General features: G+C 43.4%; 17 protein-coding genes. 11 read left to right on the top strand and 6 right to left on the bottom strand.

The window, feature by feature from the left end; translation table 11 throughout:
• The 4 genes from C8322_RS09490 (at position 1) to ftn (ending at position 5,132) form a co-directional block, all read left to right on the top strand.
• Positions 1 to 987 (top strand): cell division protein ZipA C-terminal FtsZ-binding domain-containing protein, encoded by a 987-nt coding sequence (locus C8322_RS09490; RefSeq protein WP_004811220.1) that lies wholly within the window; start codon positions 1 to 3, stop codon positions 985 to 987.
• A 94-nt stretch (positions 988 to 1,081) separates the two neighbouring features.
• Positions 1,082 to 3,121 carry an NAD-dependent DNA ligase LigA gene (gene ligA, locus C8322_RS09485; RefSeq protein WP_111810542.1) on the top strand — a complete coding sequence of 680 codons (2,040 nt, stop codon included), beginning with the start codon at positions 1,082 to 1,084 and terminating at the stop codon, positions 3,119 to 3,121.
• Positions 3,122 to 3,291: 170 nt separating this feature from the next.
• Positions 3,292 to 4,266, top strand: a complete 975-nt coding sequence (gene rlmF, locus C8322_RS09480; protein ID WP_004811216.1) for a 23S rRNA (adenine(1618)-N(6))-methyltransferase RlmF — start codon at positions 3,292 to 3,294, stop codon at positions 4,264 to 4,266.
• 401 nt (positions 4,267 to 4,667) lie between these two features.
• A complete protein-coding gene (gene ftn, locus C8322_RS09475; protein ID WP_004811213.1) occupies positions 4,668 to 5,132 on the top strand; it encodes a heteropolymeric bacterioferritin subunit Ftn in 465 nt (154 codons plus the stop codon).
• A gap of 599 nt (positions 5,133 to 5,731) precedes the next feature.
• Here ftn and rluB read toward each other — a convergent pair.
• From rluB to C8322_RS09455, 3 genes are read right to left on the bottom strand one after another with little or no spacing between them, the layout of a single operon-like run.
• Positions 5,732 to 6,805 (bottom strand): 23S rRNA pseudouridine(2605) synthase RluB, encoded by a 1,074-nt coding sequence (gene rluB / locus C8322_RS09465; protein ID WP_004811208.1) that lies wholly within the window; start codon positions 6,803 to 6,805, stop codon positions 5,732 to 5,734.
• A gap of 41 nt (positions 6,806 to 6,846) precedes the next feature.
• A complete protein-coding gene (scpB, locus tag C8322_RS09460) occupies positions 6,847 to 7,437 on the bottom strand; it encodes an SMC-Scp complex subunit ScpB (protein ID WP_004811206.1) in 591 nt (196 codons plus the stop codon).
• Complete coding sequence (locus C8322_RS09455) at positions 7,434 to 8,228, bottom strand: segregation and condensation protein A (protein WP_026056761.1); 795 nt, start codon at positions 8,226 to 8,228, stop codon at positions 7,434 to 7,436. Before C8322_RS09455 ends, scpB begins: the two co-directional genes overlap by 4 nt.
• A gap of 411 nt (positions 8,229 to 8,639) precedes the next feature.
• On the opposite strand from C8322_RS09455, the gene C8322_RS09450 reads away from it, so the two are divergent.
• Entirely contained in the window at positions 8,640 to 9,167 is a 528-nt protein-coding gene (locus C8322_RS09450) for a hypothetical protein (protein WP_004811201.1), read from the top strand.
• A 90-nt stretch (positions 9,168 to 9,257) separates the two neighbouring features.
• The gene (locus tag C8322_RS09445) at positions 9,258 to 9,719 is read left to right on the top strand and encodes a hypothetical protein (protein ID WP_076753143.1); all 462 of its coding nucleotides are present in this window, start codon (positions 9,258 to 9,260) and stop codon (positions 9,717 to 9,719) included.
• On the opposite strand, the gene C8322_RS14595 is transcribed toward C8322_RS09445, so the two are convergent.
• The 3 genes from C8322_RS14595 to C8322_RS09430 form a co-directional block, all read right to left on the bottom strand.
• Positions 9,697 to 9,999, bottom strand: coding sequence for a hypothetical protein (locus tag C8322_RS14595; protein ID WP_103800230.1), 303 nt, complete (start codon positions 9,997 to 9,999; stop codon positions 9,697 to 9,699). The two genes, C8322_RS09445 and C8322_RS14595, sit on opposite strands and share 23 nt — an antisense overlap.
• Positions 10,000 to 10,035: 36 nt before the next feature.
• On the bottom strand, positions 10,036 to 10,653 hold the full coding sequence (locus tag C8322_RS09435) for an L-threonylcarbamoyladenylate synthase (protein ID WP_103800229.1): 618 nt from the start codon (positions 10,651 to 10,653) through the stop codon (positions 10,036 to 10,038).
• A gap of 86 nt (positions 10,654 to 10,739) precedes the next feature.
• Complete coding sequence (locus tag C8322_RS09430) at positions 10,740 to 11,402, bottom strand: elongation factor P hydroxylase (protein WP_103800228.1); 663 nt, start codon at positions 11,400 to 11,402, stop codon at positions 10,740 to 10,742.
• Between the two features lie 99 nt (positions 11,403 to 11,501).
• Here C8322_RS09430 and C8322_RS09425 point away from each other — a divergent pair, with 99 nt between their 5' ends.
• The 5 genes from C8322_RS09425 to acpP all read left to right on the top strand — a co-directional run bounded on the left by C8322_RS09425 (position 11,502) and on the right by acpP (position 14,594).
• Complete coding sequence (locus C8322_RS09425; protein WP_004811191.1) at positions 11,502 to 12,059, top strand: YceD family protein; 558 nt, start codon at positions 11,502 to 11,504, stop codon at positions 12,057 to 12,059.
• Between the two features lie 77 nt (positions 12,060 to 12,136).
• Positions 12,137 to 12,319, top strand: coding sequence for a 50S ribosomal protein L32 (gene rpmF / locus C8322_RS09420; RefSeq protein WP_004279227.1), 183 nt, complete (start codon positions 12,137 to 12,139; stop codon positions 12,317 to 12,319).
• Between the two features lie 234 nt (positions 12,320 to 12,553).
• On the top strand, positions 12,554 to 13,540 hold the full coding sequence (gene fabD, locus C8322_RS09415) for an ACP S-malonyltransferase (RefSeq protein ID WP_103800227.1): 987 nt from the start codon (positions 12,554 to 12,556) through the stop codon (positions 13,538 to 13,540).
• The gene (gene fabG / locus C8322_RS09410) at positions 13,537 to 14,271 is read left to right on the top strand and encodes a 3-oxoacyl-ACP reductase FabG (RefSeq protein WP_103800226.1); all 735 of its coding nucleotides are present in this window, start codon (positions 13,537 to 13,539) and stop codon (positions 14,269 to 14,271) included. The genes fabD and fabG overlap by 4 nt, the downstream gene beginning before the upstream one ends.
• Positions 14,272 to 14,357: 86 nt before the next feature.
• Positions 14,358 to 14,594, top strand: a complete 237-nt coding sequence (gene acpP / locus C8322_RS09405) for an acyl carrier protein (protein ID WP_004646101.1) — start codon at positions 14,358 to 14,360, stop codon at positions 14,592 to 14,594.
• The last annotated feature ends 127 nt before the right edge of the window (positions 14,595 to 14,721 follow it).

The raw sequence follows: 14,721 nt of genomic DNA, 5'->3' as shown, positions 1-14,721 counted from the left end.
ATGGAAATCACTACTATTCTCGGGATTGTTGTAGCAGTCGTGATTATGCTCTTGGGCATTCGAATGATCATGAAAAAACCTGCTGATGCAGCACCATCATTGGATTCGGAATTACATATTGATCCGGACAGTCAGACACCGGTTATTCCGCGTCATGTACGTGCCCAGCTGTCAGCACAGGAGGCAGAGGCGCAACGTGTTGAACCGAGCCTGAATGCGGAAACTGTTGAAAGCACAGCACCTGCAACAGAACCAAAAGAAACAGCAAAAGTAGAGCCGACATTGACGGAAACAGCCAAACCTGTAGCAGAATCTGCAAGCCCGCTGGATACGCCAATCGTTCAAGAGGCTGAAGTAGAAGTTACAAAAGCTGAAGTAAAAGAATCATCTGCTGAGGAAGCTAAGGCCGAAAATGCTGCTACAGAGGAAGTCAAACCTGTTGAATTTAGCCTGAACAGTAATATTGAAAAAGCTGAAATTTCAGACTTTGAAGATGAAAGCAGTATTCTTGATGCGCATCTGCATGAACAGAAAGTCGTGGATGATGAGTGTGCATTGGCGAATGCAGAAATGATTATTTCGCTGAGTGTCATTCCACAAGGCCGTGTATTGTCTGGTGAAAAAACGCTAAAAGTTCTGCTGAAATACGGCCTGCGCTATGGTGAGCTGGCTTGTTTCCATCGCTACAGCGAAGATGGTTCTAAGCTGCTATTCTCGGTATTGCAGATCACGGATACGGGTATGGAAGGTTTTGATCTGGAAACTTTGTCAACTGAAGAAGTGAAAGGTCTGGCATTCTTCCTGGCACTGCCGCACAGCGATGTACAAAATGCTTTTGACACCATGGACAGCATTTCACGTCTGATTGCCCGTGAAGTAGACGGTATTGTCTATGATCAGAACCAGCAGGAGTTTACACCGCAGCTGCGTGAGTTCTGGCGTCATCAGGCCATCGATTACCGTGCGGGACAGCCAGCAGAAGTCTAAGTTTCTGTATTGAAACCGGACATTTCGATTTTTATAATAGCCAAAACTGAAGAATATACAGGGCGGGTTTTCCGCCCTTTTTTATGGTGAAACTATGACCCAGGAAACCACTGTCGTTGCGCAAATGCGCCAGCTGATTCAACTGATTGCCAAACATAATCATGCCTATTATGTGATGGATCAGCCGATGATTGAGGACAGTGAATATGATCAGCTTTTTCATCAGCTCAAAGCCCTTGAAGAACAATATCCAGCATTGGTGCAGCCGGATACACCGACTAACCGTGTCGGTGGTCAGCCTTTAGCAAAATTCGCGACTGTAACGCATGCCGTACCGATGCTGTCTTTAGGCAATGTATTTAATAAAGAAGATTTATTTGCCTTTGCCCGCCGTATTGAAGAACGCTTGCCGAACCAGAAAATTGAATATGATGTCGAGCTGAAATTTGACGGTCTGGCGATTTCCCTGTGGTATGAACATGGTGTATTGGTACGTGGTGTAACCCGTGGTGATGGTGAAACTGGGGAAGACATTACCCAGAATGTAAAAACTATCCGCAACCTGCCAAAATTATTATGTGAAGGTCACTGCAAGGTGCCTGACCTGCTGGAAGTACGCGGTGAAGTCTTGATGCCGAAATCCGGTTTTGAAAAGCTGAATGCGGCGAACTTGGCCAAAGGTGAAAAGACTTTTGCCAATCCACGCAATGCCGCCGCAGGTAGTTTACGTCAGCTGGACCCAAATATTGCTGCTTCACGTCCACTCGCATTCTATGCCTATGGTATTGCGCAGTGTGTGCCGCATCATGGACAGACCACGATGTCAGCCAGTCTGGAATGGCTACAGCACTTCGGTTTCGCCGTGGGTGAGCGTCATTTTATCTGCGATAGCATTGAAGAAGTACAGCAAGTCTATGAGCAGATCAATGAGGAACGTCCAAACCTCAGTGTTGAGATTGATGGCATGGTGATCAAGGTCAATGACCTGAAACAGCAAAAGCAATTGGGTTTTTTAAGTCGTGAACCACGCTGGGCAACGGCTTATAAATTTCCTGCGGTTGCAGCACTGACGACAGTTGAAAATATTGACTGGCAGGTGGGGCGTACCGGGACTTTGACCCCTGTCGCACGCTTGAATCCTGTCGCAGTTGGTGGCGTAACGGTTTCCAATGTGACCTTGCATAACATTGGGGAAATTCACCGTCTGGATGTCCGGATCGGGGATACGGTCAGCGTTTACCGTAGTGGGGATGTCATTCCTAAAGTTGAAAAAGTCTGGCCAGAATTCCGTCCGGTTGACGCAGTTGAAGTACATCTGCCAGAAAACTGTCCGGTGTGTGGTTCCCCTGTAGTGATGCCAGAAGGTGAAGCACTTGCACGCTGTTCAGGTGAGTTGTATTGTGCAGCACAGCGTATTGAAACCATCCGTCACTTTGTGTCACGTAAGGCGATGGATATCGAAGGCTTGGGCGATCGTTGGGTAGAATCTCTATTACACCTGAACCTGCTGAAAGATGTGGCCGATATCTATCACCTGCATGAACATCGTGATCAGCTGCTACAGATTGAAAAAATGGGCGAGAAATCTGTTCAGAACTTGATTGATTCTATCGAGAACAGTAAGAAAACGACATTGGCTGCTTTCATTTATGCATTAGGTATTCGTGGTGTCGGTGAGACCACAGCACGTATGCTGGCCAATACTTTCCAGACGCTGGATGCTTTACGTCGTGCTGATCTTGATGCGTTAAAGAAAACCCCAGATGTCGGTGATATTACGGCTGAATGGATTCTGGATTTCTTCCAGGCACCGCATAATCTGGAAGTACTGGATCGTCTATTGGCAGCGGGTATTCACTGGGATGCACCAATTGCGCCAACACGTCAGCCTTTGAATGGCGAAAGCTGGGTGGTAACTGGAACTTTAAGTTCCATGGGGCGTGATGAAGCAACTCAATTGCTGCAAGCCTTAGGCGCACGTGTGAGTGGCAGTGTATCGAGTAAAACCAAATGTGTGGTTGCAGGTGAGAAAGCTGGTTCGAAGCTGGATAAGGCAGAAAAGCTTGGCGTGCCAGTATTAAATGAAGAACAGTTTATTACCTTAATGAAAGAGCATGGTCAACTTCCTGCTTAATCGATCTTAAGCAGGAATTAAAAAAGACATCCGAGGATGTCTTTTTTAATGGCTTGATTGGGTCGGGCTCGTCATGATGAACTGAATTCACGTACAATATCGATCTATTGACAGGTATTGAGCCTGTCTCATCAGATGATTCTGTTCTCCCGTTGATGATTGGCATACACATGGCGCAAGCAAAGAAAACTTTTCCGCAACAAAAATCGGAATTACATATACGAAATCTGCATCGCAGTCGTTACGATTTCCCTCAGTTAATGAAGACTTGTCCGGAACTTGCACCTTTTGTTAGCCTAAATAAATATAATGATCTTTCAGTCGATTTTTCTGATCCACACGCTGTGAAAATTCTCAATAAAGCATTGCTGAAACATTTTTATGGCATTCAATATTGGGATATTCCTCAAGATTTTCTTTGTCCGCCTATTCCGGGTAGAGCCGACTATATCCACTATCTGGCTGACTTGTTGAGTGCCAATCATCAAGGTCAGATTCCAACAGGACCTGCAGTTCAAGTCTTAGATATTGGGGTTGGTGCGAACTGTATTTATCCAATCATTGGTCATCGTAGCTATGGTTGGAAATTTGTCGGCTCAGACATTCATTCTGCATCCGTTAAAAGTGCTCAATTTATTGTCGAGGCGAATCCAAATCTACGTAAAGGGATTCAGATTCGATTGCAGAAGAACTCAAACAATATTTTCAAAGGTCTGATTAAACCTACAGACCGTTTTGATTTGACGATGTGTAACCCGCCATTTCATGCCTCGCAAGATAAAGCAGATGCCACAGCAACGCAAAAATTAAGAAAACTCGGCAAGCCGGTTGATCGGACAAAGGTGGTGTTAAACTTTGGTGGTCAAAAAAATGAACTCTGGTGTGACGGTGGTGAAGAACGCTTTGTCTGCCAAATGGTACAAGAGAGCATACAGTTTGCTGAGCAATGTCTTTGGTTTAGCACACTCGTTTCTAAGAAAACCACATTGCCTGTGCTTTTAAATGCGTTGCGTAAGAGCGGAGCAGGGGATGTGAAAATCATTAAAATGACGCAGGGGCAAAAAGAAAGTCGTTTTGTCGCTTGGACTTTTTTAGATTCAAAGCAACAACAAGCATGGAGAAATGCACGTTGGACTTCAGCTTAAGCTTATTTTCATCTGAGGATGAGTGAGCTTGTCGGTGCATGACGAAGATTTGGCTTGTTTATACCAATGAACAAGCTCAATTTTGCTTATATGATAACTTGATGCCGATACACTCAGCGTTTCTGATTTGATACGCATGCAGTTCAATGAATATAGGCCACAATGATTTTGAATCTAGTTACAAAAAACAATACATTATAAAAGTACTTTGATCTTGTTCATCTAAGCTGAGTACTGAGTGCAAGATATTGTTTTATAAATGGGAATTTATTCAACTAAAACTGTAAATGAAAGTACTTCTCATTTTAATTATTTAAAAATCATATATTTACGTAAATTTTATTTTGCAAATCCAGAAGATTTTCTCCATAATAAGTCCATAAAGGTAGGGAGTTATAAAAATGCGTGGTAATCCAGAAGTCGTAGATTATTTGAATATGTTGATCGGTGGCGAACTGGCTGCTCGCGACCAATACCTGATCCACTCTCGTATGTACGAAGATTGGGGCCTGACTAAAATCTTTGAACGCATTGATCATGAAATGCAGGAAGAAGCACAGCATGCGGACGCAATTATTCGCCGTGTTCTGTTCCTGGAAGGTACACCGAACATGACCCGTGATGATGTAGAAATCGGTGAAGATGTGGTGAGCTGTCTGAAAGCAGACCTGAAACTGGAATATGAAGTTCGTCAAAAACTGGCAACAGGCGTGAAACTGTGTGAAGAGAAGGGTGACTATGTGACGCGTGACATGTTACGTCAGCAAATGTCAGATACAGAAGAAGATCATACTTACTGGCTTGAAAAGCAACTACGTTTAATTGAGCTGATTGGTCTGCAAAATTATATTCAGTCCCAGATGTAAGATTTGAAAAATCCCGCCAGTTGAGCGGGATTTTTTTAACATCGAATTTTCAAGGATTTTAATAACATTTGGATGGTTCGTTGATCCTCAGCTGAAAACTCACTCATGTTAATATCAAATTCTTCCTGACCAGTTTTAAGTTTAAATAGATGAATGTCGGGGTTATGCGGTGGAATTAAAATGCACTGAATTTCAGTGTAGGCATTCAGTGGAAAGATTTGACCGATTTTCATATGACCCAAAGACCAATAAATTTGATCTGCGTCTATCTCCAGTTTCTTGAACTTGCTGATTCCATAAAGTGCCAAATAAGCCATCATTATGGTCAAGGTGATAATACTGATGTAGTGATCAGTATATTGAGCAGGTTGATAAAAAATAGCCGAGAACCACTGACTTAGTATTGCAAGCTTAAAGTTCCAGTCCTGATCAGTGATTCGCAGATAATAGCTGAATTGAAAAAGTAGATAACCTATTAAAATATAAGTCAAGAATAGAAAGGGATGCAATGAGCTTTGACAGTAGAAGGATCTTTTCATATTGTTATTTTTAGAGCTAAAAAAACCAGGCAACTGCCTGGTTTTTATCTTAACAAAGGCTTAGAACTTGTTAAAGCCTTTGTTTACGCCATAAGGACGACGTGGTGTGTTTTCATCACGTTCTTCACGTCGGCCAAAACCTGATTCGGGACGATTGTCACGGCGTACAAACTGAGTACCATTCTGGTTTTCACGACGACCAAACTGTGAGCCGGCTTGATTATTGTCACGACGGCCAAAACCACCTTCACGACGTTCACGGCCAGTATTCGCTGCCGGTTCATCACTGTCACGGCGCTGCTGACGCAGGAAACCACCACGACGTGCTGCCATAGGTTTTTCCTGCATACGCTCAGAACGGCGTTTTGCCATGCCGTACAAACCAGTACCTTGACGTGGTTTAAGCTCAACAGCTTTTGCCAGGTTATCGATATCCTGCTTGTCCAGTTCAATCCAGCGACCAGTACGCAGTTCGCGTGGCAGAATTACTGTGCCATAACGGGTACGTAACAGACGGCTGACTTTCAGACCTTGGGATTCAAAGATACGACGTACTTCACGGTTACGTCCTTCTTTCACCACCACCTGATACCAGCGGTTGATACCGTCACCGCCCAGTTCAGAGAATGATTCGAATTTTGCCGGGCCATCATCCAGTACGACGCCTTTGAGCATGTTATTTTTCAGCTCAGGCGTTACCTCACCCATGACACGAACTGCATATTCACGTTCGATTTCATTGGAAGGGTGCATCAGACGATTCGCCAGTTCACCGTCATTTGTGAAAAGTAACAGGCCAGTGGAGTTAATATCCAGACGACCAACCATCACCCAACGATCACCTTGGATCGCAGGCAGGTTATCAAATACAGTCGGACGTTGTTCAGGATCGTTACGTGAACAGATTTCGCCTTCAGGCTTATAGTAAATCAGTACGCGACGACGGATTTCGTCCTCAATCTGGAATTGTACCTTACGACCATCGATGCGAAGCTCATCACCTGGTTCGATACGCTCACCCACTTGGGCAACTTGCCCATTCACACTTACACGACCAGCGGCAATGACTTCTTCCATATAACGGCGAGAACCCAAACCAACACGTGCAAGCACCTTTTGCAATTTTTCACTCATGACAGCATAACCTTAGAAATAATTATCAACAGTTCACCTATTTATGACTTCGGTGCATTTGCATCGAGGGCCATAAAAGCTTCCTTGGCATCCTGCAGGGGAGGCAATTGGCCTAAACTGGTTAAGCCAAACGCATTTAAAAATTGTGGCGTTGTCACTAACAACGCAGGTCTTCCAGGGAGTTCACGAAAACCAGATTCTTTAATCCAGTTCCAGTCAAACAGCGAACGCAAAATCTGACTGTTATTTGTGACACCACGAATTTGTTCTATATCTGCCCGGGTCACCGGCTGGTGATAGGCAATTACGGCCAAAGTTTCAAGTAATGAAGGAGACAAGCGCGCTGGTCGCTCGGGCCATGTCTGAGCAATAATATTACGATACTTCGCACGTACTTGAAAACGGAAACCTTGAGCAGTTTCAATCAGTTCAATTGAGCGGCCATGCATCAGCATAGACAGTTGCTGTAGGTACTGACGTAATTCCTGCTTGGTATATCGATCCTGAAAAGCTTCTTTTAGACGTGCCAGAGACACCGCTGAATCACTCGCAAAGATAATCGCTTCCAGCTGCATTAGAACATCATGCAGACTATCTTCCGCTGTAAGGATTGAGCTATGGTCAATGGTCATAAAGGTGCTCCCTGAATTGCGAGCGGGGCTTCAACGCCTGTAGCAATAATCTGAATTTTTTGTTGACGTGTCAGTTCCAGAACCGCCATGAAGGTGACGACCATGCCCATCCGGCCCTGGTTTGGTTTGAGTAAATCTGCAAAAGAAAGCACTTCACCAGTTTCCAGGCAGCTTTCAATGTAGGCAATGCGTTCTTCAAGTAGCACCGGTTCCTGTTGCACCTGATGAATCACCGGCTCAGGACGGTTAAAGATACACAGCAGGGCATCACGCAGCAGATTGACGTTATGACCTTCATTCGGTTGAATGAACTCGCCCAGACTGACATTGGTCTCAAACGTATCACGTTCAAGCACACTCATTTTGTTCAGACGTTCTGCGGCCTGTTTAATGCGTAAATAATTTTCCAGACGATCGATCAATTCCTGTTTCGGATCTTGTTCCGTCGCAGAAATACTTTTGGGTTTTGGAAGAAGTAAGCGGGATTTGAGGTCCGCTAATAATGCCGCCATTACCATATAGTCTGCGGTCAGCTCAATATTGAGTGACTTCATCGCATCCATATAGGACAAGTATTGGGCAGCAATCGGCGCAATGTCGACTTGCAGCAAGTCAAAGCCATTTTTTTGGATCAGGTAAATTAAAAAGTCGAGCGGGCCTTCGAAATGCTCTAACAGGATTTCAAACGCTGAAGGAGGAATGTAAAGATCCTCAGGAATCGTCTCCTGCCATTCATCCAGTACACGGATGTGTGGAGTAGGTTCCATCATATTATGGATGCTTTGATTCATATACAGTTGTTGGCCACGCGAATTTTCAAAGGCATGAAGGCTGATTCTTCGATCTCACATCGAAAGAAAAAGCATGTAAAAGTTGATCTTAGTGTACTCGAAAAATACCTCTAAATAAATTGGATATGGAGTTAGATACAAAAAAACAGTAGCTTTTACGGCTATTCTTCGGTTTTTGATCATCTCAAATACAGGGATGCCTTTCTGAATTAAGGGTTCAGAGAAATAAGGTTAAGCTCCAGTTGAGTTTGCAACCCTTAAGATCGATCATGAGCATTGACAAATATTAAAAATTAGATCAGGAAAAATCATTCTTTAGCAGTAATTAAAAAGTAAAAGTTTTAAAAATAAACCTTAAAAACATATATCTATCGTTCAAAAAGTATTCTAATATCTCAGAAAAATATACTGATGAATAAAACAACTAAAAACAGGACGGGTGATCAATATGCCTATTATGCTGGTACTTATTGCCGTGATTGGCTTGGGGTATTTTGGGGTTATCCCAAATATGAAATGATGCAACTTGAAGACCAAACACGTCAGCAGCTTCAATCAGGTAGATTTGCCGATTTAGAAGCGAAGTATCAACCCATACTTCAAAGAGAAAAGGTAGAGCTTACAATTCTGGATCAGTATCCGAATATTCGCTTTTATACACGCTGGCTTGAAAATGAAAATAAAAAACTTTCTGTAAAGAGTGAACAGAATGTCAAAAACATAGCCTGTAATTCTGTAGAGGCGTTTCAAAACTTTGATTACAAGTCTCGAACTGCCGTCTTAAATGTGATTGAAGAAGATCAAATAGTTTTTCATATGAATGTCAAAAATAAATTTGGTACGGACATGATGCAACATCAGCAAAAGCTGTTGGATTGTCCAAGTTTTTTACAAGTGAGAGCATTAAAAGCTGGGGAAGAATATATCCCACCACCTTAAAAGAATACCCCAGTAGACATGGTTGCACTTGCTGCATCGGTTTCGGAAGAGGCTGCGCAACCTTTAAGTTAAAATCCTACGGATAAAAATATGAATATAAAATTTGTTGTTGTTGGCCTTTTAGTGATTGCCGGACTATTTTTCGGAACTGAAAAGTATTGGGAGCATAAGTTTCAACAGCAGGCACGAGATAATCTAAAACAGGTACACATGGATGCACAGACTCAACAGCGACTGGAAAATAGTGGTCTGCCCATCTCTGGAGATATACTCAATCAATATCCGAATATCATTACCTACATGAAACTCACCACTTTCGCGGATAATCAATTACCGACAGAAATCCAAAGCCATGTACGACAACTTGGTTGTATGCAGGTTGACCAGTTACAAGGTCAAGAGCCAGATTTGGTAAAAGCCTATATAACGGTTCTTGAAGAAGATCAGGTTTCATCCAGCTATACCATTCAAAATAAATTTGGCAAGGCTGTATTTGAGCATAAACAGATACTAGCAGATTGCCCGAATTTTATGACTTTGCGTCAGTTATAAATATGTTGTGGTCCTGCTGCTTTAACGCATATTCAATTATTCGCTGGCAGGTGTCTGCTAGACAGAGATTATTTGTTGAATAAATGTTCAGCAGTTTTCTTGTCATCGCAACTTCAAGAAAATACTGGTACTCAATATTGTCGATATTCAGACTTAAGACAGGCTTAGAATTCTTTTCGATAGAAATTGCCTTAGATTCTAATGTCCAAGGCCGTTCGACGTAGATCAGATGAGTGGCAGGAAACTCATTCAAGTTTAGAAGGAGATAAAACAGATTCACTTTATTTCCTCCTAAAACTGAATTAAAACGTTTTAATTATTCAAAAGCACTTACATCACCGACACCACGGCGAATCACTTCAGGCTGATCACCCGATAAATCCACGATAGAAGTTGTGCTTAATGTACCTAGGCCACTATCAATAAATACATCGATGCGTTTGCCGAGCTGCATTTCAATCTCGTATGGATCATCCATTGGATCAGTCTGATCTGGCAGGATCAGGGTTGAGGTTAACAGGGGTTCACCCAGTTCTTGAAGCAGCATCTGACACACGGGATTGCTGGGGATACGTAAACCGATGGTTTTTTTCTTCGGATGCATTAAACGTTTAGGTACTTCACTGGTGGCTGGCAGAATAAAAGTAGTGACAGCAGGCGTATTATTTTTCAGCAAACGATATACGGCATTGTCCACTTTGGCATAGGTCGCAATGTCCGACAAGTCACAGCAGAGAATGGCATATTGGTGCTTAGGGCCTAGACCACGAATCTGGGCAATGCGCTCCATGGCATTTTTATTTCCGATCTGGCAGCCAATTGCATAAGCGGCATCAGTTGGATAAACAATTACATCGCCGGCACGGATACGTTCCACGGCCTGACTGATCAAACGTGGTTGGGGATTGTCTGGGTGTAAGCGTAAATGCAACATAAACTCTGTCTCCGATCCTGTGCTGACTTTATTATGAGATTGCCTGCGACGGACATGCAATCTCAATAACGATAAATTTGTATAATTTAATCAAGCATTTCACGAATAAATTCGTCGGATTGTAAACTTTTGCCATTCCGTGTGCAGGCACAGATACAATCAATAAAACGTTTTGCATCACGCGGTAGTTTGGCTTCACCACTAAAATAACGCTGTACCTGTGCATAGACATTATCTTTAAAGCTGCTGCCATTGCCGCCTTCACCGGTCAGGTTGTCTAAAGACACGCGAAATTTACGCCCAAAGGCTTTGGCAAACATCCATTCAATCGCCTGGGGCTTGATTTCGACCTGTTCAAATAAAGCTTGCTGTTCCTGGGTGCGGCCATCCGGCGCATACCAGTAGCCCAGATCTGGCAATAGACGACGCTTGTCACCGGCAATGGTCCAGTGGCTGATCTCATGCAGGGCACTATTGAAGAAACCATGCGCAAATTGAATGCGGGCAGGAGTATCTTCAGTAGCCGGGAAATATTCTGGTTCAAAATCACCACGGACTAATGTGACATTTAGGTGGGAAAACCAGTGATTAAAGTGTAAGATGAGCCAATCAACCTGTTCTGCTTCTGGCGATACATTCGCCCACGGTAAGCGTTGCACTTGCTGTAGTGAGCTGTCAGAATCCAGAGTTGAAAGTGTGCTAACGAGTGATGAAACATTCACTTCTGTTTGCGGCTGCAACAGATGCATGACTGAAATTACCCAATTGGTCTGTCTAAAAATAAGTACAAAATTGTATCTTAATCTTTGACAGAGTTCTGATGAATTTGTAGAATTGCCGCCTTAATTATGTCAGCAAATACCTTTCCGGCACAGATTGAGCCGTTTAAATGGGCTGAACAGGGCTTTAAATGGTCAGGTCAACTGCCTTTATCCCGCTTTGTTCGTATTGCTCGTGAAGCTGTTGGATCAATTGATGATCAATTGATTAACATAGACTGTAAGCTATCAATGGATGCTTATCATCGCATTGTGTGGCTAGATGGCCATGTTGAAACGAAAGTTCCAATGGAATGCCAGCGTTGTCTGGAAACCGTTGAGATTGAACTCGTTTCAGATTTTCATCTTGCCCTTGTAGATGACGAATCACTGATAGAGCGCTTGGATGAGGATGCTGATTTCATCGTCTTAGGTGAAAGTGAAGCAACGACGAAAGGTTCATATGATGCACCTGCCACCGCTGATTTACTGGCACTCATAGAAGATGAATTGTTATTGTTGATGCCGTTGTCTCCTAAGCATGATGTTTGTGAGCATAAGCACCAACCCGCTCAAGAAGAAGTTGTTGAAGAAAAACGGGACAATCCGTTTGAAGTTTTGGCAGCTTTGAAGGGTAAACTTAACTAATTTTTGTGTTATACTTATACGTATAAGACAATCGAATTTGTTCTGATCCATTTTTTCGATATTTGTAAGGAGCCATCATGGCCGTTCAGCAAAACCGTAAAAGTCGCTCTCGCCGTGACATGCGCCGTTCACATGACGCTTTAACTGAGAATGCATTAACTGTAGACCAAGCTACTGGTGAAACTCATCGTCGTCACCACGTATCTAAAGATGGTATCTACCGTGGTCGTCAATTATTCGCTAAAGCATCTGCTGAATAATTAATGATGTATTAAGCGTCAAGCTTGATAGAAAAAATGGGAGCGTTAAGCTCCCTTTTTTTTGTCTGTCACTTTTAGGCGCTTTAATAAAGTCGGGCTTTTTGTTGTATTTGGCAATTACCCCAGCCAAAATTACGTGCTAAATTGCGCTCCACAATGAGTTAGGTGGTATTTAGCTGTTAATTTTCATCAATTCTGTGAAGATTAGCGCCTCTTAATCGAAAGGATTTTATTATGTCTGCTAAACAACTCGAGCAAGCAGCTCAGGCAACCAAAACTGCATTTGTATTCCCGGGTCAGGGATCGCAGAAGGCGGGCATGCTCGCTGAACTGGCTGAGCAGTTTAGTAGTGTAGGTGACACATTTGCCGAGGCATCTGAAGCAGTAGGCTTCGATCTGTGGCAGATTGCACAAAGTGGCGAAGGTCTGAACCAGACTGAATTCACTCAACCGGTCCTTCTGACTGCATCGATTGCATTATGGCGTGCATGGCTGGAACTGGGTGGTGTTGCACCAAAGTATCTGGCTGGCCATTCTTTAGGTGAATACAGTGCACTGGTTGCGGCGGGTGCGTTAAGCCTGGGTGATGCAGTGAAACTGGTCAACCTGCGCGGTAAGCTGATGCAAGATGCAGTCCCACAAGGTGTGGGTGCAATGGCGGCAATTCTGGGTTTGGAAGATGCTCAGGTTGTTGAACTTTGTGCACAGGCAACAGCAGCCGGTGAAGGTTCGGTTGAAGCGGCAAATTACAATGCCAAAGGTCAAATCGTTATTGCAGGGAACAAAGATCGTGTTGATGCGGTAATTGAACTGGCAAAAGAAATTGGCGCTAAAGCGATTGCATTGCCCGTATCTGTTCCATCCCACTGTTCACTGATGAAACCTGCCGCTGAACAGTTTGCTACGGCTTTGGAACAAACTGCCATTGAGCTACCACGTATTCCTGTAATACAAAATGTGGGCGCGGAAATCGCAACAGATGTGAACGCATTACGTCAGGCACTGACTGCGCAATTATATGAATCTGTACAATGGACCAAAACCTTGCAGTTCCTTCAAGATGAAGGTATTGCATATATCGTGGAATGCGGTCCGGGGAATGTACTTGCCAATATGGCAAAACGTTTACCAAATATCGAAAAAGCACTTCCACTGGATACTCAATCCCGTCTGGAAGATGCATTAAACACCGTATTGGTGGCAGAAGGGAAAATTGCATGACACAGGAACGTAAAGTTGCCTTGGTGACAGGTGCAAGCCGCGGCATTGGTGCTGCAATTGCACAACAACTCATTCAGGATGGCTACTTTGTGGTAGGAACTGCCACTTCTGAAGCTGGCGCTGAGAAATTATCTGAACAGTTTGCTGAAAATGGCGCAGGTAAAGTCCTTGATGTGCGTGATGGCGCAGCCATTGATGCACTGGTGACTGAAATTGAACAGAACTATGGTCCAGTTCTTGCGTTAGTGAACAATGCTGGTATTACCAAAGATAACCTGTTGCTGCGTATGTCAGAAGATGACTGGGACGATATCCTGAACATTCATCTGAAAGCCGTTTATCGACTTTCCAAGCGTGTCCTGAAAGGCATGACCAAGGCACGTTTCGGTCGTATCATTAACATCAGCTCTGTAGTGGCGCATTTTGCTAACCCGGGTCAGGCGAACTATTCTGCTGCCAAAGCAGGTATCGAAGCGTTTAGCCGCAGTCTTGCAAAAGAAATGGGTAGCCGTCAAATTACGGTAAACTCTGTGGCACCAGGCTTTATTGCCACTGAGATGACTGAACAGTTAAGTGAAGAAATTCGCAAGAAAATGAGTGATCAAGTGGCATTGAACCGTCTCGGTGATCCACAAGATATCGCAAATGCCGTAAGTTTCTTAGCTTCTGACAAGGCAAGTTACATTACAGGTACTGTAATTCACGTGAATGGTGGTTTATACATGAGCTAAGGGGCTTAAGTATAAACTTTCCAAATTTTTTAGATTCAATTAAACTAACGGCATTAAAAACGCCACAAGCAATGAGGAGAATTCCTGTGAGCGATATCGAACAACGCGTTAAGCAAGCGGTTGCAGAACAACTTGGTATCAAAATCGAAGAGATTAAAAACGAAGCATCTTTCATGGATGACTTGGGTGCTGACTCTCTAGACCTAGTTGAACTGGTAATGTCTTTCGAAAATGACTTCGACATCACAATTCCTGATGAAGATTCTAACGAAATCACAACTGTTCAATCTGCGATCGACTACGTTTCTAAAAAACTTGGTTAATCGTTGATTCTTAGCGCTGCTAAGCCTAAAGACCACCGCAAGGTGGTTTTTTTTGTGCCTGTGTTTTTCTTAGTGGTAACTTACATTCATTAACAGGAAGCTTACCAATGATTAACTTCTGCTTAGG

Source organism: Acinetobacter sp. SM1B (genome assembly GCF_003289665.1).
Taxonomy (GTDB): domain Bacteria; phylum Pseudomonadota; class Gammaproteobacteria; order Pseudomonadales; family Moraxellaceae; genus Acinetobacter; species Acinetobacter schindleri.
Note: the sequence above shows the minus strand (reverse complement) of the source record. Positions and strands in the feature narration are given on the sequence as shown.